Here is a 21,910-nt window from a genome sequence, read left to right as displayed (position 1 = left end):
CCTCTTGCTCCTTGATCATCCCGATAATCTGCGCCTCGGTAAAACGGCTCTTCCGCATCTGTCTGCTCCTTCAGTGTTGGGCAGACTCTACATTAGGGTGAGGGATTTCGCGGGGGGCAGGTCAAGCCGTTCAAACGTTCAATCGGATTCGTCGAATTCAGTTTCGTCCGATGCTGATGGGGAAAGGTCATGTAAGCGAGCACGTCCTCCTCGGCATCGTCCATCAGCCCGGAGAGCCTGGGCAGCTTGCCCCGCATCTGGTCGGCGACGTTGCGCCATTGGGCTTTCGCCGCCGCATGGTCCGGCTGTGCGAAGGCGGTGGCGATAAAGGCGGAGACGACGCGTCTGCTGCTTTTGCCCGCATGCGCAAGAGCGTTCCTCTGGAAATGCACCCGACAACGCTGCCAAGTCGTGTTCAGGACGCGTGCGACCGAGGCCTTGATGCCCTCGTGCGCATCGCTGATGACCAGCTTCACGCCACGCAGCCCGCGACGCACCAGGTCCCGCAGAAACTCCGTCCAGAAGGCTGAAGGGGACCGTCGCCCCAGTGGGGCGACGTAAGCCCCTGAACGCCTCTGACGGACCGATGGCCATGCCCAGCACCTCTCGGCGGCCGTCCATGTTGACGCCGACGGCGATGGTGACGGCAACGGAGACGATACGGCCATCCTGGCGGACCTTGAGATAGGTCGCGTCGATCCAGAGGTAAGGCCATTCGCCTTCGATCGGACGGGTCAGGAAGGCATCGACCCGCTCGTCGATCTCCTCGCACAGGCGGCTGACCTGGCTCTTCGAGATGCCGGTCCCGCCCATCGCTTGCACGAGATCGTCAATGGAACGGGTTGAGACGCCGTGGACATAAGCTTCCTGAATAACCGCGCTCAGCGCCTTCTCAGCCGCCCGCCGCGGCTCCAAGAAGGAGGGAAAGTAGCTGCCGGTGCGCAGCTTGGGGATCCGCAACTCCACGTTCCCGGCCCGCGTCTGCCAATCGCGCTCACGATAGCCGTTTCTCTGCGCTTTTCGTTCCGGGGTCTTCTGGTGATAGTCGGCACCGGTCTTCGCGCCCACCTCCAGCTCCATCAGCCGTTCGGCGGCGAAACCGATCATCTCGCGCAGCAGATCGGCATCTGCGCTCTTCTCCACCAGCTCTCTCAGGTCCATCATGGGTTTGGTCATCGGAGTCTTCCTTCGGTTCAGGTTGGCTTTTGCAACCCGACCCTACCGAAAATTCACCGATGACCACCGCGCCCTTGATGCCATCCTACAGCGCCTCGTGATGGGCGCGGACGCCATCAAGGGCGCTGCCCGGAGTTACACCTCTCCGTGGGACGTGACCGATGTATGGTCGCGCGAATTTCGACCTGCTCAAGGCTCGGCTTGTCGCGACATCATAGTTGAAAAGGTGCATCAACTTTGAGTCAGAGCCAAAATTGCACGCCTGTTCACACCCAAGCGTCGATCACAGATCGCACAAGGGATTGAACAATCGCAGCGAGGCGTCACATCGGCAAACCCGTCGCCGAGAAAAGATATTCGGCCGGTTCAAATCAGTAAGACAGGCTCAGATGTTTCTGTCCGCCCATGATCAAACCACTGCTCTCGTCCGCCCGAAACGCCAGCGCCTCAACGCAGCCGGCTACCGTCGCAGTCGAACAAATGCCCATGGCCTCTGGGTTGGCTATGTGGATGAAATCGTCGCTTGATGCTGCTGCATCTGCTCTTCTTCCAGGCGCCGGAAAATAATCTGCCAAAGCCCCTGCGGCGACCCCAGACCCGGCACCGACGACTGGGGTTTGCGGCAGCGCCCGAAGCGGGGCAAGATAGCCGAGGCAGACAGACAGGCAAGATCTCCATGACCCTCTATCTTCGTTCGCTCCGGCCGGTGCAGCTGCGGCTGATCGCGGCCGTCGCCCGTCACGGCAAGCTGCGTCTGGCGGCGGACAGCTGCGGCATGACCACCCCGGCGGCGTCGCGCATGTTGGCCGATATCGAGAGCCAGCTAGACGCGGCGCTTTTCGAACGCACGCCCAAGGGCATGCTGCTGACCTCGGTCGGCGCGGTGCTGGCCAAACATGCCCGCAAGCTGGTGTTCGACATCGACCAAATGGCGAAGGAGTTCGACGCGCATCTCGACGGCACGGGCGGCGCGGTGCATGTCGGCGCGGTGACGGGCGGGGCGCTGGCGGCGACGATCCCGGCGATCCTGCAACTCAAGCAGGAGGCACCGATGGTCGATGTCTCGCTGGATGTCTCCTCCTCGGCACAGCTTATGCGCGGGATGGAGGCGGGGGCGTACGACTTTACCCTGAGCCGGGTCGGGCCGCATGACTATTCCCGCAATCTCGACATCCATCCCGCCCGCGACGAGGCGGTGCTGCTGATGGTACGTCGCAGCCACCCGATGGCGGGCCGCGGCAAGGTCTCGCTTTCCGAGCTGCGCGACCAGCTCTGGACCATGCAGGTCCGCGGCGCGCCAATCCGCCACGCCCTGGAGATCGCCTTTCACGAAGAGGGTGTGGCGCTTCCCGAGAACCTGATCAAGACCGCTTCGGTGGTGGCGATCATGGCGCTGCTGCGCGACTCCGACGTGATCGCCGTCGTCACCCAAGAGGTGGTCGACCTGCTGTTGGCGCCGCCCTATGACGCCGATCTGGTACTGCTCGACACCGAGCGGTCAATCATGATCGAACCCTATCACGTCCTGCGCCCGCGCGACCGGGTGATGTCGGCCGCGGGCGAGCGGCTGCTGGCGCTGGTCCTGCAGCGCCTGGGCCGGGATTGAGTTACCAGTTCTGTCAACGCGATAGTAAAACAAGTAAATTTACTGGTAACTCGATCTCGACGTAGCGTGGCCCTCAACACGGGTTTGCACTTCGGAGGGACCATGAAGGGCCGCGCTTCCATACACCGCGATTTCACTGTCGCGCAGATTGACGACCGGCTGTACTCAGCCTTTATCGAGCACATGGGCCGGGCGATCTATACCGGCATCTACGAGCCGGGCCATCCGACCGCCAATTCGCACGGATTCCGCAAAGACGTGCTGGAGCTGGTGCGCGGGCTGAACATTCCGGCGATCCGCTATCCGGGCGGCAATTTCGTGTCGGCCTACAAGTGGGAGGACGGCATCGGCCCGCAGGCAGACCGCCCGGTGCGGCTTGACCTCGCCTGGCGCTCGAAGGAGACCAACCAGGTCGGCATCAACGAGTTTGCCCGCTGGGCCGAGAATGCCGGGATCGAGATGATGCTGGCGGTCAACCTCGGCACCCGCGGCATCGAGGAGGCGCGCAATTTCGTCGAATACTGTAACCATTCCTCGGGCACCTATTGGAGTGACCTGCGCCGCAGCCATGGCGTCGAGCAGCCCTATGGCGTCAACATGTGGTGTCTCGGCAACGAGATGGACGGCCCCTGGCAGATCGGTCACATGGAGGCCAAGGAATACGGCCGCCTCGCCGACGAGACCTCGAAGGCGGTCAAGGCCTTCGGCAAGGGGATCGAGACCGTGGTCTGCGGTTCGTCGAACGACCAGATGCCGACCTATCCCGACTGGGAGCGGCAGGTGCTCGAGGAATGCTACGAGAATGTTGATTACATCTCGCTGCACAAGTATTTCGGCAACTCCAGCCACGACAGCCTGAACTACTTCTCCAAGATCGAGGAGACCGGCCGCTACATCCAGTCGATCGCCGGGGTGATCGACTACGTCAAAGCCAAAAAGCGGGCCAAGAACGACATCTACATCTGCTTCGACGAGTGGAACGTCTGGTATCACAACCGCGAAGAAGACTCGAAGAACTGGCACGAATGGGACTGGCCCGAGGCGCCGGCGCTCCTGGAAGAGGATTACAACCTCGAGGATGCGATCTTTGTCGGCGGGCTGCTGAACGAATTCATCCGTCGGTCTGACCGGGTCAAGATCGCCTGTATCGCGCAGCTGGTGAACGTCATCGCGCCGATCCGAACCAGGGCCGGCGGGCCGGCTTGGGCGACGACGATCTACTACCCCTACCAGTTTGCCAGCCTCTATGGCCGCGGCACGGCACTGAACGTTGCGGTGGACGGGCCGCGCTATGACGCCAAGGCGGCGCAGGACGTGAACTACCTCGACGTGGCGGCGGTGCTGGCGCCGGACGGCAGGTCGATCACCGTCTTTGCCATAAACCGCCACCCCGACGAGGACATGGAACTTGACCTGACGCTGCATGGCTTCGCCGGTCTCGGCCTCATTGACCATCAGGTCATGGGCGGCAACAGCGCCGAGGCGCGCATCGCCAACACCTGCGAGCAGCCCGACCGGATCAAGCCCCGCAAGGGCGAGAAACTGGCGGTCGAGGAGGGGGCGGTCAAGGGCGCTTTGCCGGCGTTCTCCTACAGCATGATCCGGCTGTCGGTCGGATAGGGCTGGCGCGAAACGGTGAGACAGAAGGGAGATGTCATGCAGAACTCGGGCGTTCATCTGAGCGGAATCAGGAAGAGCTTCGGCGCCGTCGAGGTGATCCGCGGCGTCGACATCGACATTCAGCGCGGCCAGTTCGCGGTGTTCGTCGGCCCTTCGGGCTGTGGTAAGTCCACGCTGCTGCGGATGATCGCCGGACTAGAAGACACTTCAGACGGCGAGATCGTGATCGGCGAGCGCGAGGTGACCCACGCCGACCCGGCCGACCGCGGGGTCGCCATGGTGTTCCAGTCCTACGCGCTCTATCCGCATCTGTCGGTGTTCGAGAACATGGCCTTCAGCCTGCGGCTTGCCAAGCGGTCGCGGTCCGAGGTCGACGAGAAAGTGCGCAAGGCCGCCGGCATCCTGCAGCTGACCGATCACCTCGACAAGAAGCCCGCGCAGCTCTCTGGCGGGCAGCGCCAGCGGGTGGCGATCGGCCGGGCCATCGTGCGCGCACCCGAGGTGTTCCTGTTTGACGAGCCGCTGTCGAACCTCGACGCGGAACTGCGCGTTCAGATGCGGCTCGAGCTGGCGCGGCTGCACAAGCAGCTCGGCGCCACGATGATCTATGTCACTCATGACCAGGTCGAGGCGATGACCCTAGCCGACACGATCTTCGTGCTGCAAGGCGGTCACGTGCGGCAGTCCGGCGCGCCGCTCGATCTCTATGACGACCCGTCCAATCGCTTTGTCGCTGGTTTCATCGGCTCGCCCTCGATGAATTTCTTCGCGGCCACGGTCGCGGGCCAGACCGCCGATGGCATCACCGCGCGGCTGAACGGGCAGCCGGACCTGAGCCTCGACATCCCGCTCGCCGAACGCCCCAAGACCGACAGCGCGATCGTGCTGGGCATGCGCCCCGAGCATTTGGTGGTGACGGAGGGCGGCGGCATGCGGGTGACGGTGGACGTGGCCGAGGAGCTGGGCGGGGTCTCGTATCAGCATGGCACCCTCGAGGGCGGCGAGCCGGTGGTATTCCAGCAGACCGGCGCGCGCCACAACATGCACGGCACGGTCCAGAAGGTGCGGCCCGAGACCGACCGGATCTTCGCATTCAACATCAAGGGTGACCGCATTCGCTGAGGTCACGAGTATTATCAGGAGGAGGACTGAAATGACCAACAGACTTGGAAAACTGGCGACCGCCACGGCGCTCGCCGTGGGCCTGTCGAGCCCGGCATGGGCACAGGTCGAGATCGAATGGTGGGATTTCCTCGGCGGCGGCGACGGCGTGCGGATGAAGGCGCTGATCGACGAATTCAACGCCGAGCACCCCGACATCCAGATTAGCGGCACGACGCTGGAATGGGGGCTGCCGTTCTACACCAAGGTGCGTACCTCGGTGGCGGTCGGGCAGGGGCCGGACATCATGACCTATCATCTCTCGCGGCTGCCGCTGGCGCTGGAAGAGGAGGTGCTGTCGCCGATCACCGACGCCGACCTCGAGACCGCGGGACTGTCGAAAGAGGAGTTCTTCGAGGCCTCGATCACCGCCGCCTCGACCGATGACGGTGCGCTGATGGCGGTGCCCTTCGACATCCACGCAGTGGTGGCGCATTATAACCGCAGCGCGCTGGAAGGCACCGAGTGGCTCGACGCCGACGGCAACCTCACCGGTCTGTCCTCGATCGACGACATGACCCGGTTGCTGACCTGGGCCAAGGACGAGGGCTTTTCCGATCCCCTGAGCTTCCAGACCGAGGGCGGCGGCGGCACCTGGCGGATGTTCTACACGCTGCTGCGCCAGCAGGGCGGCGAGATGCTGACTGACGGCGAGGTGCTGGCCGGTGACAACATGGACAAGGCGGTGACCGCGATCCAGACGCTGGCCGACTGGCGCGCCGCGGGTCTGATCCCCGAGCAGGCGGCCTATGAGGCTTCGGTGGCGCTGTTCTCGGGTGGCCGGTCGGTACTGCACATCAACGGCGTCTGGGAGGTGCCGACCTTCAAGGACCAGACCGAGGCCGACACCCTGGGCTTTGACTGGTTCGCCAACGAGGTGCCGCAGATGATGGACCAGCCCGCGACTTGGGCCGATAGCCATGCCTTCGCCGTCCCCAACGATCCCGAGATGGACCCCGAGACGCGCGACGCGGTGCTCAAGGTGATCGGCTGGATGCAGACGCATTCGCTGGCCTGGGCAGGGGCAGGCCACATTCCGGCCTACAAGCCGACGGTGGAAAGCGCCGACTACGCCGCGCTGCAGCCCAATGCGACCTATGCCTCGCTGGCAGACAACGCCGCCTTCGATCCGCGTTCCAAGATCGCCGGCGTCGCCTCGCCGGTCTATGACGCGGTCGACAACCTGATCGCACCGGCGGTACACGGGTTCCTCAGCGCCGAGGACGCCGCGGCGCAGATGAAAGACCAACTGCAGGCGCTGCTCGATTGATCCCGGCGCAGGGGGCGTGATCGCGCCCCCTGCCATCAGACGGCACCGAGGAAAGGGAGACCATCTTGTCGAAAGCAACCCGCCGCCACCGCGAGATCCGCGCCGCGATGCTGATGATCGCGCCGTTTCTCTTCTTCTTCGGCGCCTTCTTCCTTTATCCGACCTACAAGGTCGTGGCCCTGAGCTTCACCGATGCGCCGCTGATCGGTGACGGCACCTGGATCGGCCTCGACAACTACCGGAAACTGCTCGACGACCGGCTATTCTACACCTCGCTGTGGAACAACTTCTACTTCGTCCTGCTCACCGTGGTGCCGACCACCGTCATCGCCCTGCTGATCGCGCTGGTGGTCAGCAAGTTGAAGGGCCGGATGCAGGCGCTGGTGTTGACGCTGTTCTTCCTGCCCTATGTGCTGCCGGTCTCGGTCGTCACCATGATCTGGTCCTGGATGCTGGATTTCCAGTTCGGCATCCTGCAACCGCTGCTCGAGCTAGTGACCGGCAAGCCGGTGCCGGTGTTCAAGAACCCCTACTGGGTGATGCCGATGATCGCCGTGGTGACGATCTGGTGGACCAACGGATTCAACGTGTTGCTGCTGATCGCCGGGCTGCGCAATATCCCGGCCGATCTCTACGAGGCCGCAGCGCTGGACGGCGCGACCGCATGGCAGCGTTTCTGGCGGGTCACCTGGCCGCTGCTCTGGCCGGTCACCGCCCTGGTGCTGACGCTGCAGTTGATTCTGCAACTCAAGCTCTTCGACCAAGTCTACTTGCTTTCCAACGGCGGCCCCTTCAACCAGTCCTACGTGGTGCTGATGCAGATGTACCGCGAGGCATTCCAGCTCAACAACGGCGGCTATGCCTCGGCGATCGCCATGGTGCTGTTCATGATCATTGTCATCGTGTCGGTTCTGCAATTCCAGCTCCTACGCATCGGAGGCCGCAAATGACCGCGAAACGCGCCCGCAGCATCGCCTTTTCCGCCCTCGCGCTGATCGCCGCGATGATCTGGATTTTTCCGCTCTACTGGGCGTTGACCACCTCGCTTCGCAGCGAGAACCGCATCGTCTCGGAGGCCGGAGTGCTGATCGACGAGCTCAACTTCTCGGCCTATGCCGAGGTGCTGGCGACCTCGAAGCTGCCGATCTGGTACCTGAACTCGGTCGGCACCTCGCTGATCACCACCGCGATCGTGCTGCTGACCGGCATGATGTGCGCCTATGCGCTGTCGCAGCTGCGCTTTCCCGGCCGGCAGACGCTCTACCTTATGGTGGTGGCCAGCTTCATGGTGCCGGTGCCGGCGCTCTACGTGGCGCAGTTCGTGCTGATGAACGACCTCGACCTGGTCAACACCTGGTCGGGGATCATCCTGCCGCAGCTGATCGCGCCGGTGGTGGTGATCGTCTACAAGCAGTTCTTCGACGCCATCCCGCGCGAGATGCGCGAGGCGGTGTTGCTCGACGGCGGCGGCGAGTTCGTGCTGCTGTTCAAACTCTACCTGCCGCTCAACTGGGGGATCACCGCGGCGCTGGCGATCATCACCTTCATCGGGACGTGGAACAATTTCTTCTGGCCGTTCCTGATCGCCACCAGCGAGAACATGATGACCATCCCGGTCGGCATCACCCAGGTCAACGATGCCTTCGGCGTAGCCTATGCCCGGATGATGGCACTGGCACTGCTGGCGGCGGCGCCGGTGATTCTCGGCTACCTGATCTTCCAGAAAAGGGTGACTGAGGCGGTGATGATTTCGGCCGGCGTCAAGGGCTAGCTCACAGCCGGCGCAGCACCTCGTCGAGCACCCTCTGAGCCACCGGCGACAGTTGTCGGTGGCGGAACTGCAGCACGAGGAAGGGCGGCACCGCGATTTCCTCCTCGGCCTCGAGGATGCGTACGTCGGTCTGCGCCCGGATCAGGGTCTCGGCCACCTCGCGGGTCTGCGGCGCGATCACGTCGGACCCGGTCAGCAGGCTCAACGCCACCAGCAGCGACGAGCTGTTGGTTACCGTTTCTGGGGTCGGCAGCCGGTTGACCAGAAAGGCGGTCTCGAGCGCGGCGCGGATCGGCGACCCGGGCTCTTGGATGACGAACTCGTAGTCCAGCGTCTCGGCCAGGGAGATCCGCCGCCCGGCCAGCGGGTGGCTTCCGCGGACCAGCAGGCAGACCTCCTCGCGCCGGCCCGGCGCGGCGAGAAAGGCGCGGGTGTCATTGTCAGAGCCGGTGCGCGCCAGCACGAAATCGAACCGCCCTTCCTCGAGCCCGCGGATCAGCGTCACCGACGGCGCGACTTCGATGGTCGGCTGAATGTCGGGCATCTCCGCCCGAAGCGCCATCAGCGCCGGGACCAGCGCCCCCACCGCCGGCCCGGTCACCGCGCCGACCCGCAAAACCCCGGCCGTACCGTCGCGCAGCTGCCCCAGCTCGCCGGAGAGTGCGTCGATCTCTGACAGGATGACCCGCGCGTGCCGGACAAAGGCCGCGCCCATCGGCGTCGCCCGCATGCCCTTGGGCAGGCGCTCGAACAGCGGCCCCCCGGCGTCGGTCTCGATCTCGGACAGCAGCCGCGAGGCGGCCGGCTGCGACATTCCCGCCGCCTGCGCCGCCAGCTGCAGCTTGCCGTCATCGTGGATCGCGCGGATCAGCCGCAGATGCGCGGGTTTCAGGCGGTGGACAAGGGCTTGGCTCATGGGTCAAGACATAACATCCATGTCATGTCGAGCGCCAGTATTTGCATTCGCTTGTTATCAGGCCGGGTTCTATTCTACCGGCGCAAGGCCACGCCGCGGGAGAGAGCGTGCGCCTCAGAGGAGGAATACGATGACATTCAAATCCATTCTCGTCAGCACCGCGCTGGCGACCACGCTCGCGACATCCGCGCTTGCCGACGGGCTCGTCGGCATCGCCATGCCGACCAAATCGTCCGCCCGCTGGATTTCCGATGGCGAGTCTATGGTCAAGCAGTTCGAGGACGCCGGCTATGAGACCATCCTGCAATATGCCGAAGACGACATCCCGAACCAGCTGGCGCAGATCGAGAACATGATCACCAATGGCGTCGACGCGCTGGTGATCGCCGCGATCGACGGCACCACCCTGTCGAATGCGCTGGAGAATGCAAGCTACGCCGATATCGAGGTGATCGCCTATGACCGTCTGATCCGCGACAGTGGCCATGTCAGCTATTACGCCACTTTCGACAACTTCAAGGTCGGCGTGCAGCAGGCCGAGACGCTGGTCGCAGGCCTCGAAGAGCGTTTCCCCGATGCCGAGACCTGGAACATCGAGCTGTTCGGGGGCTCGCCCGACGACAACAACGCCTATTTCTTCTACGATGGCGCGATGTCGGTGCTGCAGCCGCTGATCGATGACGGCCGCGTCACCGTCGTCTCGGGCCAGCAGGGCATGGACACCGTCGGCACCCTGCGCTGGGACGGCGCGGTGGCGCAGGCGCGGATGGATAACCTGCTCTCGGCGCATTACACCGATGCGACCGTGCATGGCGTGCTCTCGCCCTACGACGGTTTGTCGATCGGGATCCTGTCCTCGCTCAAGGGCGTGGGCTACGGTTCGGGCGACACGCCGATGCCGATCGTCACCGGGCAGGACGCCGAGGTGCCCTCGGTCAAGTCGATCCTCGCCGGCGAGCAGTATTCGACCATTTTCAAGGACACCCGTGAGCTGGCCCGCGTGACCGTCGGCATGGTCGAGGCGCTGCTCGAGGGCGGCGAACCCGAGATCAATGACACCGAGACCTATGACAACGGCGTCAAGGTGGTGCCCTCCTACCTGCTCGAGCCGCAGAAGGTCACCGCCGAGAACTGGCAAGAGCGGCTGGTCGACACCGGCTACTACACCGCGGATCAAATCAACTAGGCGCGTTCCCCGTCGCTAATCTGACGGACCGGTCTGCCGTGGGCAGGCCGGTCCCCCCTTACGAAACTCCCCGAATTCGCGAGGCACCCTATGCAGGACACGCTGCTGGACATGCGCGCCATCACCAAGACCTTTCCGGGCGTCAAGGCGCTCGACGATGTGTCGCTGCAGGTGAAGACCGGCGAGATCCACGCCATCTGCGGCGAGAACGGCGCCGGCAAGTCGACGCTGATGAAGGTGCTCTCGGGCGTCTACCCCGCGGGCAGCTATGACGGCGAAATCCATTACGACGGTGTCCTGACTGAGATGCGCGACATCGCCGACAGCGAGGCGCGCGGCATCATCATCATCCACCAGGAATTGGCGCTGGTGCCGCTCTTGTCGATCGCCGAGAATCTGTTCCTGGGCAACGAGACCGCCCGCGCGGGAGTGATTGACTGGCGCGAGACCAATCGCAAGACCGAAGACCTCCTCCGCAAGGTCGGGCTGCGCGACGCGCCCACCACGCAGGTGGAAAAGCTCGGCGTCGGCAAGCAGCAGCTGGTCGAGATCGCCAAGGCGCTGGCCAAGGACGTGCGGCTGCTGATCCTCGATGAGCCGACCTCGGCACTGTCGGAGAGCGACAGCCAGAAGTTGCTCGACCTGATGCTCGATCTCAAGGCGCAGGGCATGACGCAGATCATCATCAGCCACAAGCTGAACGAGGTGCGCCGTGTGGCCGACAGCGTCACGGTGATCCGCGACGGCCAGTCGGTCAGCAGCTTCGACACCAGCGATGGCATCACCGAAGACCGCATCGTGCGCGACATGGTGGGCCGGTCGATGGAGAACCGCTATCCCGACCGGACGCCGCAGATCGGCGAGCGGATCATGCGGGTCGCCGACTGGTCGGTCTATCACCCCGAGCATGACGACCGGCAGGTGATCCGCGATGTCGGCTTCGACGTGCGTGCCGGCGAGGTGGTGGGTATCGCCGGGCTGATGGGCGCGGGCCGGACCGAGTTGGCAATGTCAATTTTTGGCCGAAGCTGGGGGCAGAACATCACCGGCACGGTCGAGATGCATGGGCGTCCGGTAGATGTCTCGAACGTCAGCCGCGCCATAGCCGCCGGGCTCGCCTATGTGCCCGAGGACCGCAAGAGCCTGGGGCTGATCCTCGACGACAGCATCACCCGCAACATCACCATTTCCAACTTGCCCGAGGTGGCGCGCGGCGCGGTGCTGAATGAACATGCCGAAAAGCGCGTGGCCGAGAAATACCGCGCCGATCTGGGCATCCGTACGCCGGGGGTATTCCAGAAGGTGGTGAACCTCTCGGGCGGCAACCAGCAGAAGGTGGTGCTGTCCAAGTGGCTCTTTGCCGGGCCCGAGGTGCTGATCCTCGACGAACCGACGCGCGGCATCGACGTCGGCGCGAAATACGAGATCTACGGGCTGATCAACGATCTCGCCGCCGCCGGCAAGGGGGTGGTGATGATCTCGTCGGAGATGCCTGAACTGCTGGGCATGTGCGACCGCGTCTACGTGATGAACGAAGGGGCCTTTGTCGGCGAGATGCCAAAAGCCGAGGCCAGTCAGGAGCGCATCATGTCGCTCATCGTGAACAAATAGGAGGGCCGCATGACGATGGCCGAAAACAACACTCGGGACGCCGGCGGCCAGAGCCGCATCAGTGCCTATCTCGCCGCGCATCTGCGTGAATACGGGCTGCTGTTCGCACTGATCGCGATCATGGCTTTCTTTCAGGTGGTCACCGGCGGCACGCTGCTCAAACCGATCAACCTGACCAACCTGTTGTTGCAGAACAGCTATATCGTCATCATGGCGCTCGGCATGCTGATCGTCATCGTCGCCGGCCATATCGACCTCTCGGTCGGCTCGGTCATGGGCTTTGTCGGCGCGCTGGCGGCGGTGATGGTGGTGAACTACGACATTTCGATCGGGGTCACCATGGTCACCTGCGTGGTGGTTGGCGCGGTGATCGGCGGGGCGCAGGGCTACTGGATAGCGTATTGGAAGATCCCGTCGTTCATCGTGACCCTGGCGGGAATGCTGGTGTTCCGCGGGCTGTCGCTCTGGCTGCTCGAAGGCCAGTCGGTCGGGCCGTTTCCGCGCGAGTTTCAGGTCATCGCAACCGGTTTCGTGCCCGATTTTCTGCCCGGCGGCGAGACAATGAAAACGCTGCTCGACACCCGCAACTTCAACGTGCTGGCCTTCGGCACCGGCATCATCGCCGCCTCTTGGGTGATCTGGTCCGGCCTGCAGAAACGCGCTCGCAACAAGGCCTATGGCATCGAGGACGAGCCGCGCGCCTTCTTCGTCGCCCGCACCGCGATCATCGCCTTCGCGCTGGTCTTCATCCTTTACAAGCTGGCCACCTTCCGCGGCCTGCCCAACGTGCTGCTGACCATGGGCGTGCTGACCATCATCTATGCCTTCATCACCGAACGCACGGTGCTGGGCCGCCGCATTTACGCGCTCGGCGGCAACGAGAAGGCGGCGAAACTGTCGGGCATCAAGACCGAACGGCTGACCTTCCTCGCCTTCGTCAACATGGGCATCCTTGCTGCCATCGCCGGGCTGGTGTTCGCCGCGCGTCTCAATACCGCGACCCCCAAGGCAGGCTTCGCGCTGGAGCTTGACGTCATCGCGGCGGTGTTCATCGGCGGCGCGTCGATGTCGGGCGGCGTGGGCCGGATCGTCGGCGCCGTGGTCGGGGCCTTCCTGATGGGGGTGCTCAACAACGGCATGTCGATCATGGGCATCGGCATCGATTACCAGCAGATGATCAAGGGGCTGGTGCTGCTGGCTGCCGTGATCTTCGACGTCTACAACAAGAAGAAGGGCTGAGGCATGGCGTTCAAACCGGCGAAATGGCCGCGCAGGCTGCGCTCGGCCGAGTGGTACGAGGGCTCCACCAAGGACGTGATCTATCACCGTGGCTGGATGAAGAACCAGGGTTACCCGGATGACCTGTTCGATGGCCGCCCGGTGATCGGCATCCTCAACACCTGGTCCGACATGACGCCCTGCAACGGCCACCTGCGCGAGCTGGCCGAGAAGGTGAAGGCGGGGATATGGGAGGCCGGGGGCTTCCCGATGGAGGTGCCGGTGTTCTCAGCCTCGGAGAACACCTTCCGGCCCACGGCGATGATGTTCCGCAACCTCGCCGCGTTGTCGATCGAAGAGCAGATCCGCGGTCAGCCGATGGACGGCTGCGTGCTGATGGTGGGCTGCGACAAGACCACGCCGTCGCTGTTGATGGCCGCGGCCTCCTGCGACCTGCCGTCGATCGTGGTGACCGGCGGGCCGATGCTGAACGGCTGGTTCCAAGGCGAGCGGGTCGGCGCGGGGACGCATCTGTGGCGCTTCTCCGAGGCGGTGAAGGCCGGGGAAATGACGCAGGAGGAGTTCCTCGACGCGGAGTCGGCCGTCACGCGCTCATCAGGCACCTGCAACACCATGGGCACGGCGTCGTCGATGGCCAGCATGTCGGAGGCGCTCGGCATGGCGCTGTCAGGCAATGCGGCGATCCCGGCGGTGGATTCGCGGCGGCGGGTGATGGCCCAGCTGTCGGGGCGGCGCATCGTGCAGATGGTGAAGGACGATCTGAAGCCGTCGGACATCCTGACCCGCGAGGCCTTTGAAAACGCCATCCGCTGCAATGGCGCGGTGGGCGGGTCGACCAATACGGTGGTGCACATGCTGGCGATTGCCGGCCGGGTGGGCATCGACATCACGCTTGACGACTGGGACCGCTGCGGGCGCGACATTGCGACGATCCTGAACCTGCAACCTTCAGGCAAATATCTGATGGAGGAGTTCTTCTACGCAGGCGGCTTGCCGGTGGTGCTGAAACGGCTGGCAGAGGGCGGCAAGCTGCACAAGGACGCGCTGACCGTTTCAGGCGAGACTGTCTGGGACGAGGTCAAGGATGCCAAGAACTGGAACGAGGAGGTGATCCTGCCGCTGGACCGTGCGCTGACCCAGAAGGGCGGGATCGCGGTGCTCAAGGGCAACCTTGCGCCGAAGGGGGCGATCCTGAAGCCCTCGGCAGCGTCGCCGCACCTGATGCAGCACCGGGGCAGGGCGGCCGTCTTCGAGGATATCGACGACTACAAGGCACGGATCAACGATGACGCGCTGGATATCGACGAGACCTGTATCATGGTGCTCAAGAACTGCGGGCCCAAGGGCTATCCGGGCATGGCCGAGGTCGGCAACATGGGGCTGCCGCCGAAGGTGCTGCGACGCGGCATCAAGGACATGATCCGCATCTCCGACGCGCGCATGTCGGGCACTGCCTATGGCACGGTGATCCTGCATACTTCGCCCGAGGCGGCGGCGGGCGGACCGCTGGCGGTGGTGCGGACCGGCGACATGATCGAGGTGGACGTGGAGGGCCGCCGGTTGCATCTGGATATTCCGGAGGCGGAGTTGCGACAGCGGCTGGACGCCTGGGCGCCGTCGCATGAGCGTGCGGCGAGCGGTTATGAATGGCTGCACCAACAGCATGTGGAGGGCGCCGATACCGGCGCCGACCTGGATTTTCTCAAGGGCTGTCGCGGGGCGGCGGTCGGAAAGGACAGTCACTGATGAAAGTTGCCCTCGTAGGGATCGGCAAGATCGCTGTCGACCAGCATATTCCAGCGATCCGCGACAGCCCCGACTGGGACCTCGCCGCCACGGTCAGTCGCCAGGGCGCGGTCGATGGTGTCGAGGCGTTCACCGACTTGGGCGAGATGCTCGAGGCGCGGCCCGATATCCGCGTCGTCTCGCTCTGCCTGCCGCCGGTGCCGCGGTTCGACTACGCGATGCAGGCGCTCGAGGCCGGGCGCCATGTGATGCTGGAAAAACCGCCCGGCGCGACGCTGGCCGAGTGCCACGCGCTGGACGCGGCGGCGCGCAAGGCCGGGCTGACGCTTTATGCGACCTGGCATTCGCGCGCGGCTGACATGGTGGCCGCGGCCAAGGCCTGGCTGGCGGACAAGGCGCTGACCCGGCTGACCGTCACCTGGAAGGAGGACGTGCGCCGCTGGCACCCCGGTCAGGACTGGATCTGGGAGCCGGGCGGGCTCGGCGTCTTCGATCCCGGCATCAACGCGCTGTCGATCCTCACCGAGATCCTGCCCGACCCGCTGCATGTCACCGAGGCGCGGCTCGACGTGCCCGAGAACCGCCAGACCCCGATTGCCGCCAGCCTGGGCTTTCACCACCCCGGCGGGGCCGAGGTCAGCGCCGTCTTCGACTGGCGGCAGGAGGGCGCGCAGACCTGGGAGATCGAGGCGGTCACCGAGGGCGGCACCCTCAAGCTGACCGAGGGCGGCGCGCATATGGCCGTCGACGGCAGCACCAGCGGCACCGCGGCGGCGCTGTCCGGCGAATACCCCCGGCTCTACGCCCACATGGCCGAGCTGGTCCGGGACGGGCGCTGCGATGTCGACCTGCGGCCAATGACGCTGGTCGCCGATGCCTTCACGCTGGGTCGGCGGGTGACCGTCGCGCCCTTCGAGGACTAGCGCCATGGCAGACGACACCCAAGAGGTCACCATCGCCAACGGCCCGGCACGGGCGCGGGTCCTGAGCTACGGCGCCACGCTGGCCGACTTCCGGCTCGCGGGGGTCGATCATGCGCTCGTCCTCGGCAGCCCTGACGCCCGGGCCTACCGCGGGCCGATGCGCTATTTCGGCGCCATCGTCGGCCCGGTGGCCAATCGCGTCTCCCACGGCCGGGCATCGCTGGACGGGACCACGCTGCAACTCGACATCAACGAGAACGGCAATACGCTGCACGGCGGCCCGAACGGGCTGTCGCAGCAAGTCTGGGCCGTCACTGCCAGCAGCGCGCAGTCGGTCACGCTGGGTCTGACGCTGGCGGACGGCGAGGGCGGTCTACCTGGGCCGCTGGAGATCTCGGTGACCTACGCGATCGACGGTGTCGGTGCGCTCGGGATCGAGATCACCGCGGAGAGCGAGAGGCCGACACTCTGCAACCCGGCGTTTCACGGCTATTGGAGCCTGACCGGCACCGGGCTGGCCGGGCACCGCCTGACCGTCGATGCCGACGCCTACCTGCCGACCGACGCGGCGCTCCTGCCGACCGGAGAGGTCGCGCCGGTCGCGGGCACCGGCTACGACCTGCGCCGGCCCGTGGCGCTGCCGCCAGCGGTCGATCTCGACACCAACTTCTGCCTCAATGGCAATGGGATGCGCGCGGTCGCGCGGCTCGAGACCGACCGGCTGGCGATGACTCTCGAGACGGACGCCCCGGGGCTGCAGATCTACGATGCCGCCCGACTGGATACCGCGCCGGCCGGGGGCCACCACGGCGCCCCCTACGGCGCCCATGCCGGGCTGGCGCTGGAGCCCCAGTCCTGGCCCGACGCGCCAAATCACCCGGAGTTTACGCAGATCACCCTCCGTCCTGGCGCGGTGTTCCGCCAATCCACCCGCTTTTGCTTTACCGATAAGGACAGACCATGACAGATCCGCTGACCGGCATCCTACCCGTCGCCCCGACACCATTTCACGACGACGGCAGCATCGATACCGAGGGCATGAAACGCGTGCTCGACTGCATGATCGACCAGGGCAGCGACGCGATCTGCATCCTGGCCAATTACTCCGAGCAATTCGTGCTGTCGGATGCCGAACGCGCCACGCTGACCCGGGTCTCGCTCGAGCATGTCGCGGGCCGGGCGCCGGTGATCGTCACCGTCAGCCATTTCAGCACCCAGGTGGTGGTGGACCGTGCCCGCGAGGCCGAGGCGATGGGCGCCGCGATGCTGATGATGATGCCGCCCTACCACGGCGTCGGACTGGTGCCGCCGGAGGCCGCGATCTTCGAGCATTTCGCCGCCGTCTCGGAGGCGATCTCGATCCCGATCATGGTGCAGGACGCGCCGCTCTCAGGGGTCACCCTGTCGGTGCCGATGCTGGTGCAGATGGCCAGGGAGATCGAGAACGTCAGCTATTTCAAGATGGAAACCCCATTTGCCGCCGACAAGCTGGCGGCGCTGATTGAGCAGGGCGGCGAGCATATCGTCGGCCCCTGCGACGGCGAGGAAGCGGTGACCCTGCTGGCCGATCTGGACGCCGGCTGCACCGGCACCATGACCTCGGCGCTGCAGCCCGAGCTGATCCGGCCGATCGTTCTGGACTACCGGTCGGGCAACATCGACGCGGCACTGGCCGGGTGGCGTGCCTGCCTGCCGCTGATCAACCACGAGAACCGCCAATGCGGGCTGCGCGCCGCCAAGGTCGTGATGAAGGAGGGCGGGGTGATCGGCTCGGACCATGTCCGCCACCCGCTGAAACCGATGACGGAGCGCACCCGCGCCCGGCTGCTGCAACTGGCAAACGAGGCCGATGTGCTCGCACTGCGCTGGGGCAAGTGAGGAGACCCGCATGACCTACCTACCTCATGGCACACACTTGATCGCCGGCGACCGCGTCGGATCTGACGACAGCTTCACCTCGCAGCCCGTCGCCGGCACCGCGCGGACCTTTGCTTCCGGTGGCGCGGCCGAGGTCGACCGCGCGGTGCAGGCTGCCGAAGACGCCTTTCTCACCTACGGATGGACCCGCCGCGCCGATCGCGCCGCGTTGCTCGACGCCATCGCCGAGGAAATCGACGCCCGCGGCGACGACATCACCCGGCTGGGCTGCGCCGAGACCGGCCTGCCAGAGGCGCGACTGCAGGGCGAGCGGGGACGCACCACCGCCCAGCTTAGACTGTTCGCCGATCACATCCGCAAAGGCGACTACCTCGACCGCCGGCATGACACGGCGCTGCCCGGCCGCGCGCCTCTGCCCCGGCCCGATCTGAAGATGGTGCAGCGGCCGATCGGCCCGGTCGCCGTGTTCGGGGCCTCGAACTTCCCGCTGGCCTTCTCGACCGCCGGCGGCGACACCGCCGCGGCGTTGGCGGCGGGCTGCCCGGTGGTGGTCAAGGGCCATCCGGCGCATCCCGCCACCGGCGAGATCGTGGCCGAAGCCATCGCGGCGGCCATCGCGCGATGCGACATGCCGGCCGGCACCTTCTCGTTGATTCAGGGCACCAGCCACGAGCTGGGCGGCGCGTTGGTGACCCATCCGCTCATCCGCGCCGTGGGTTTCACCGGCTCGCTCGCGGCCGGGCGCGCGCTGTTCGACCTCTGCGCTGCGCGGCCCGAGCCGATCCCCCTCTTCGGCGAGCTCGGCTCGGTCAACCCGGTTTTCGTGCTGCCCGAAGCACTGACGGCGCGCGGCACCGAACTGGGCGCGGGGTGGGCTGCATCGCTGACCATGGGGGTCGGGCAGTTCTGCACCAATCCCGGCGTGGTCGTCGCCGCTGAGGGCCCCGGTCTCGACGCCTTTGCCGAGGCGGCGCGCGCCGCGCTGGCCGGGACCGGCGCGGCGTTGATGCTGACCGAGGGCATCGCCGAGGCCTATCGCAAGGGCGTCGCCGAGGTCTCTGGCACCGCCGGCGTACAGGAGCTTCTGGGCGCGACCTGCGACCGCCGCAACGCCGCTCCCGCAGTCTACAGGGCGACGGCCGACGACTGGCTGGCGAACGACGCGCTGGCGGAAGAGGTCTTCGGCCCGCTCGGTCTCCTCGTCACCGCATCTGGGCCGGAGCAGATGCTCGAGGTGGCACGCGGATTGCGCGGCCAGCTGACCGCGACGTTGCAAATGGAAGAGGCCGACACCGAGATCGCTCGGCCGTTGGTGCCGATCCTCGAGCGCAAGGCCGGCCGGGTGCTGGTCAATGGCTTTCCCACCGGGGTCGAGGTGGCCGACGCGATGGTTCATGGCGGGCCGTACCCGGCATCGACCAACTTCGGCGCCACCTCGGTAGGTACGTTGGCGATCCGCCGCTTCCTGCGGCCGGTCAGCTACCAGAATCTGCCCGAAACTCTGCTGCCCGAGGACTTGCGATCCGGGTGACCCTTGGTCGTGGGGCCTGCGCCCCGGGGCTCGTGCAGGTGCCCCGGGGGCCGGAAGCGAGTGGCGGCCGCCGGCGCGTCACTCCGGCGCGGCGGCCGCCGGTGCTGTCTCGCCGATCTGCCGCCCGCGGTAGCCCAGCGCCTGCGAGGCGGCGAGCCCGGCGCCGCGTAGCAGGGTGACATATTCCGGCTTGCGGGCCTCGTCGAAGCGGAACAACGGAAAGGAAATACTGATCGCCGCGACCGATTTGCCCAGGTGATCAAGCACCGGGGTCGCCATGCAGCGCACCCCCGCCTCGCTCTCCTCGATCTCCTCGGCAAAGCCCGCGGCGCGCACCTTTTGCAACTGCGTCCTCAGCGCCGCCGCTCCGGTCAGGGTGTTGGGGGCGAGCTTGGGGTAGTCCATCCGCGCCAGCCGATCGGCGATTTCCTGCTCGTCACGGAACGCCAGCAGCGCCTTGCCGAGCGAGGTGGAGTGGATCGGGTTGCGGTAGCCGAGGGTGGATTGCATTGCGAGATTGTAGGCGCTGTCGAACTTGTGGATATAGGTGACCCGCTGGTCGTGGTCGTCGAGCACGCCTAGGTTGACGGATTCACCAAAGGCGCGCGACAGCTTGCCCATCTCGCGGTCTGCGACGCGCAGGATGTCGGCCTGGCCGCTGAGGGTGCGCGCGCCGAGGCTGAAGAGCTTGAGCGTCAGCCCGTATTTCTCGGTCTCGGGGTTCTGCTCGACATAGCCCAGATCGACCATAGTCTGCAAAAGCCGGTGGGCCGTGCTCTTCGATGTCATGGTGCGTTGCGACAGGTCCGCAAGGCCCACGCGCTTTTCGGCGGCCAGCGCCTCGAGTACGGTAAAGACCTTGAGGACAGCCGCGACATGTTCGGTTTTCTGAGGGCGCTGAGTCGGCATCTCGAATTCCATATTTTCTGAAACTGCATTCTGAAATTGTTGATCGGTGATGTCAACAGTTCTGCGGCGCCCTCGATATCTTATTGAATTACAACGCTTAAACAAATTTCGAAACGACGTTCCGAAATTCTGTTGACGTCGACGGTGGAATCTGGCTTTCATAATTTCAGAACGAGGTTCCGAAAATTTCGGCACGACTATCCGGGGAGGAGACAGACGATGCATCCGCTGCTGCGCCAGAAAGATCACTTCATTTCGCAGGGCGAGGTGCGCGCGCTGATCGACCGGCTGACCGACAATCTGGTCAATATCACCGACGAAACCGGCGAGTTCCTGTTGCGGCTCGAGGATGGCCGGGTGATCGACACCAAGGGCTGGGCCGGCTGGGAATGGACCCATGGCGTTGGGCTTTACGGTTTGTTCAAGTACTGGCAGCTGACCGGCTCTGAGACCGCGATGACGGTGATCACCGAGTGGTTCACCGCGCGACTGGCCGAAGGCACGCCGACCAAGAACATCAACACCGTCGCACCCTTTCTGACCCTGGCCGAGCTTTATGCGCAGAACCCCAACCCGACGTGGGCAGCGCTGCTCGAGACCTGGGCCGACTGGGTAATGTACGAAATGCCGCGCACCGCCGAGGACGGCTTGCAGCATATCGTTTACAATGACGTCAACGATCAGGAAATGTGGGACGACACGCTGATGATGAGCGTGCTGCCACTGGCACGGATCGGCCAGGTGCTAAACCGGCCGGAGTACATCGAAGAGGCCAAATACCAGTTCCTGATCCACACCCAGTATCTGGCCGATCGCGAGACCGGCCTGTGGTTTCACGGCTGGACCTTCGGCGAGAATCACAACTTCGGCCGCGCGCTCTGGGGCCGCGGCAACAGCTGGATCACCATCGCTATCCCGGAATTCATCGACATGCTCGGCCTGCCGGAGGGCGACCCGATCCGCCGGCACCTGCTGTCGACCCTGCGCCGTCAGGCCGCGGCCCTGAAGGCGACGCAACACGACAGCGGCCTGTGGCACACGCTGGTGGATGATCCGGAGAGCTATCTGGAAGCCTCGGCCACTGCCGGGTTTGCCTATGGCCTGCTGAAGGGCGTGCGCAAACGTTACCTCGCGCCCGAATACGCCGAGGTGGCCGAAAAGGCCGTGCGCGGTGTGGTCGAAAACATTTCTGCAGACGGCGAGCTGCTCAATGTCTCCTTCGGGACGGCGATGGGCGAAGACCTCGAATTCTACCGGCAGATCAAGCTCACCTCGATGCCCTACGGGCAGGCGATGGCGATGCTCTGCCTCAGCGAATACCTGCGGACCTATCTCTGACCCCCGGTCGGACACCGCATCAGCATCAA

At 65.1% G+C, this 21,910-nt stretch carries 18 protein-coding genes and 2 pseudogenes; 16 read left to right on the top strand and 4 right to left on the bottom strand.

Going from position 1 to position 21,910, the window contains the following annotated elements:
• Positions 1–92: 92 nt before the first annotated feature.
• Entirely contained in the window at positions 93–476 is a 384-nt protein-coding gene (locus VOI27_RS23190) for a transposase (protein WP_416374702.1), read from the bottom strand.
• Positions 477–513: 37 nt separating this feature from the next.
• A pseudogene (locus VOI27_RS23185) lies at positions 514–1,107 on the bottom strand (IS256 family transposase); the annotation flags it as partial.
• A gap of 341 nt (positions 1,108–1,448) precedes the next feature.
• Between VOI27_RS23185 and VOI27_RS20630 the strand changes: the two are divergent.
• The 7 genes and pseudogenes from VOI27_RS20630 to VOI27_RS20600 form a co-directional block, all read left to right on the top strand.
• Positions 1,449–1,703: pseudogene (locus VOI27_RS20630) on the top strand (DDE-type integrase/transposase/recombinase); the annotation flags it as partial.
• 149 nt (positions 1,704–1,852) lie between these two features.
• Positions 1,853–2,782: a LysR family transcriptional regulator gene (locus VOI27_RS20625; protein ID WP_323768092.1), complete on the top strand. Its 930-nt coding sequence runs from the start codon at positions 1,853–1,855 to the stop codon at positions 2,780–2,782.
• Positions 2,783–2,884: 102 nt separating this feature from the next.
• On the top strand, positions 2,885–4,402 hold the full coding sequence (locus VOI27_RS20620) for an alpha-N-arabinofuranosidase (protein ID WP_323768089.1): 1,518 nt from the start codon (positions 2,885–2,887) through the stop codon (positions 4,400–4,402).
• Positions 4,403–4,438: 36 nt separating this feature from the next.
• Entirely contained in the window at positions 4,439–5,524 is a 1,086-nt protein-coding gene (locus tag VOI27_RS20615) for a sn-glycerol-3-phosphate ABC transporter ATP-binding protein UgpC (protein WP_323768087.1), read from the top strand.
• Positions 5,525–5,555: 31 nt separating this feature from the next.
• Positions 5,556–6,833 carry an extracellular solute-binding protein gene (locus VOI27_RS20610; protein ID WP_323768085.1) on the top strand — a complete coding sequence of 426 codons (1,278 nt, stop codon included), beginning with the start codon at positions 5,556–5,558 and terminating at the stop codon, positions 6,831–6,833.
• 65 nt (positions 6,834–6,898) lie between these two features.
• A complete protein-coding gene (locus VOI27_RS20605) occupies positions 6,899–7,783 on the top strand; it encodes a sugar ABC transporter permease (protein ID WP_323768083.1) in 885 nt (294 codons plus the stop codon).
• Complete coding sequence (locus tag VOI27_RS20600; protein WP_323768080.1) at positions 7,780–8,604, top strand: carbohydrate ABC transporter permease; 825 nt, start codon at positions 7,780–7,782, stop codon at positions 8,602–8,604. The genes VOI27_RS20605 and VOI27_RS20600 overlap by 4 nt, the downstream gene beginning before the upstream one ends.
• A 1-nt stretch (position 8,605) precedes the next feature.
• On the opposite strand, the gene VOI27_RS20595 is transcribed toward VOI27_RS20600, so the two are convergent.
• Positions 8,606–9,520, bottom strand: a complete 915-nt coding sequence (locus tag VOI27_RS20595; protein WP_323768078.1) for a LysR family transcriptional regulator — start codon at positions 9,518–9,520, stop codon at positions 8,606–8,608.
• Between the two features lie 130 nt (positions 9,521–9,650).
• On the opposite strand from VOI27_RS20595, the gene chvE reads away from it, so the two are divergent.
• The 8 genes from chvE to VOI27_RS20555 all read left to right on the top strand — a co-directional run bounded on the left by chvE (position 9,651) and on the right by VOI27_RS20555 (position 19,634).
• Positions 9,651–10,706 carry a multiple monosaccharide ABC transporter substrate-binding protein gene (chvE, locus tag VOI27_RS20590; RefSeq protein ID WP_323768076.1) on the top strand — a complete coding sequence of 352 codons (1,056 nt, stop codon included), beginning with the start codon at positions 9,651–9,653 and terminating at the stop codon, positions 10,704–10,706.
• A gap of 90 nt (positions 10,707–10,796) precedes the next feature.
• Positions 10,797–12,317, top strand: coding sequence for a multiple monosaccharide ABC transporter ATP-binding protein (gene mmsA, locus VOI27_RS20585; protein WP_323768074.1), 1,521 nt, complete (start codon positions 10,797–10,799; stop codon positions 12,315–12,317).
• Positions 12,318–12,326: 9 nt separating this feature from the next.
• On the top strand, positions 12,327–13,556 hold the full coding sequence (gene mmsB, locus VOI27_RS20580) for a multiple monosaccharide ABC transporter permease (RefSeq protein WP_323768072.1): 1,230 nt from the start codon (positions 12,327–12,329) through the stop codon (positions 13,554–13,556).
• A gap of 3 nt (positions 13,557–13,559) precedes the next feature.
• Positions 13,560–15,302 carry an L-arabinonate dehydratase gene (gene araD / locus VOI27_RS20575; RefSeq protein ID WP_323768070.1) on the top strand — a complete coding sequence of 581 codons (1,743 nt, stop codon included), beginning with the start codon at positions 13,560–13,562 and terminating at the stop codon, positions 15,300–15,302.
• Positions 15,302–16,225, top strand: a complete 924-nt coding sequence (locus VOI27_RS20570; protein ID WP_323768068.1) for a Gfo/Idh/MocA family oxidoreductase — start codon at positions 15,302–15,304, stop codon at positions 16,223–16,225. The genes araD and VOI27_RS20570 overlap by 1 nt, the downstream gene beginning before the upstream one ends.
• 4 nt (positions 16,226–16,229) lie before the next feature.
• Positions 16,230–17,189 carry an aldose epimerase family protein gene (locus VOI27_RS20565; RefSeq protein ID WP_323768066.1) on the top strand — a complete coding sequence of 320 codons (960 nt, stop codon included), beginning with the start codon at positions 16,230–16,232 and terminating at the stop codon, positions 17,187–17,189.
• Entirely contained in the window at positions 17,186–18,103 is a 918-nt protein-coding gene (locus VOI27_RS20560; RefSeq protein WP_323768065.1) for a dihydrodipicolinate synthase family protein, read from the top strand. Before VOI27_RS20565 ends, VOI27_RS20560 begins: the two co-directional genes overlap by 4 nt.
• A gap of 10 nt (positions 18,104–18,113) precedes the next feature.
• Positions 18,114–19,634 (top strand): aldehyde dehydrogenase (NADP(+)), encoded by a 1,521-nt coding sequence (locus VOI27_RS20555; protein ID WP_323768063.1) that lies wholly within the window; start codon positions 18,114–18,116, stop codon positions 19,632–19,634.
• 78 nt (positions 19,635–19,712) lie between these two features.
• Here VOI27_RS20555 and kdgR read toward each other — a convergent pair whose 3' ends face one another.
• Positions 19,713–20,543 carry a DNA-binding transcriptional regulator KdgR gene (gene kdgR / locus VOI27_RS20550; RefSeq protein ID WP_323768060.1) on the bottom strand — a complete coding sequence of 277 codons (831 nt, stop codon included), beginning with the start codon at positions 20,541–20,543 and terminating at the stop codon, positions 19,713–19,715.
• A 219-nt stretch (positions 20,544–20,762) separates the two neighbouring features.
• Here kdgR and VOI27_RS20545 point away from each other — a divergent pair, with 219 nt between their 5' ends.
• Positions 20,763–21,881 (top strand): glycoside hydrolase family 88/105 protein, encoded by a 1,119-nt coding sequence (locus tag VOI27_RS20545; RefSeq protein ID WP_323768058.1) that lies wholly within the window; start codon positions 20,763–20,765, stop codon positions 21,879–21,881.
• Positions 21,882–21,910: the final 29 nt, after the last annotated feature.

Source organism: Marinovum sp. (genome assembly GCF_034669705.1).
In the GTDB taxonomy this organism is placed as follows: Bacteria; Pseudomonadota; Alphaproteobacteria; order Rhodobacterales; family Rhodobacteraceae; genus Marinovum.
The sequence above is the reverse complement of the archived record's forward strand: the minus strand, read 5'-3'. Positions and strand labels throughout refer to the sequence as shown.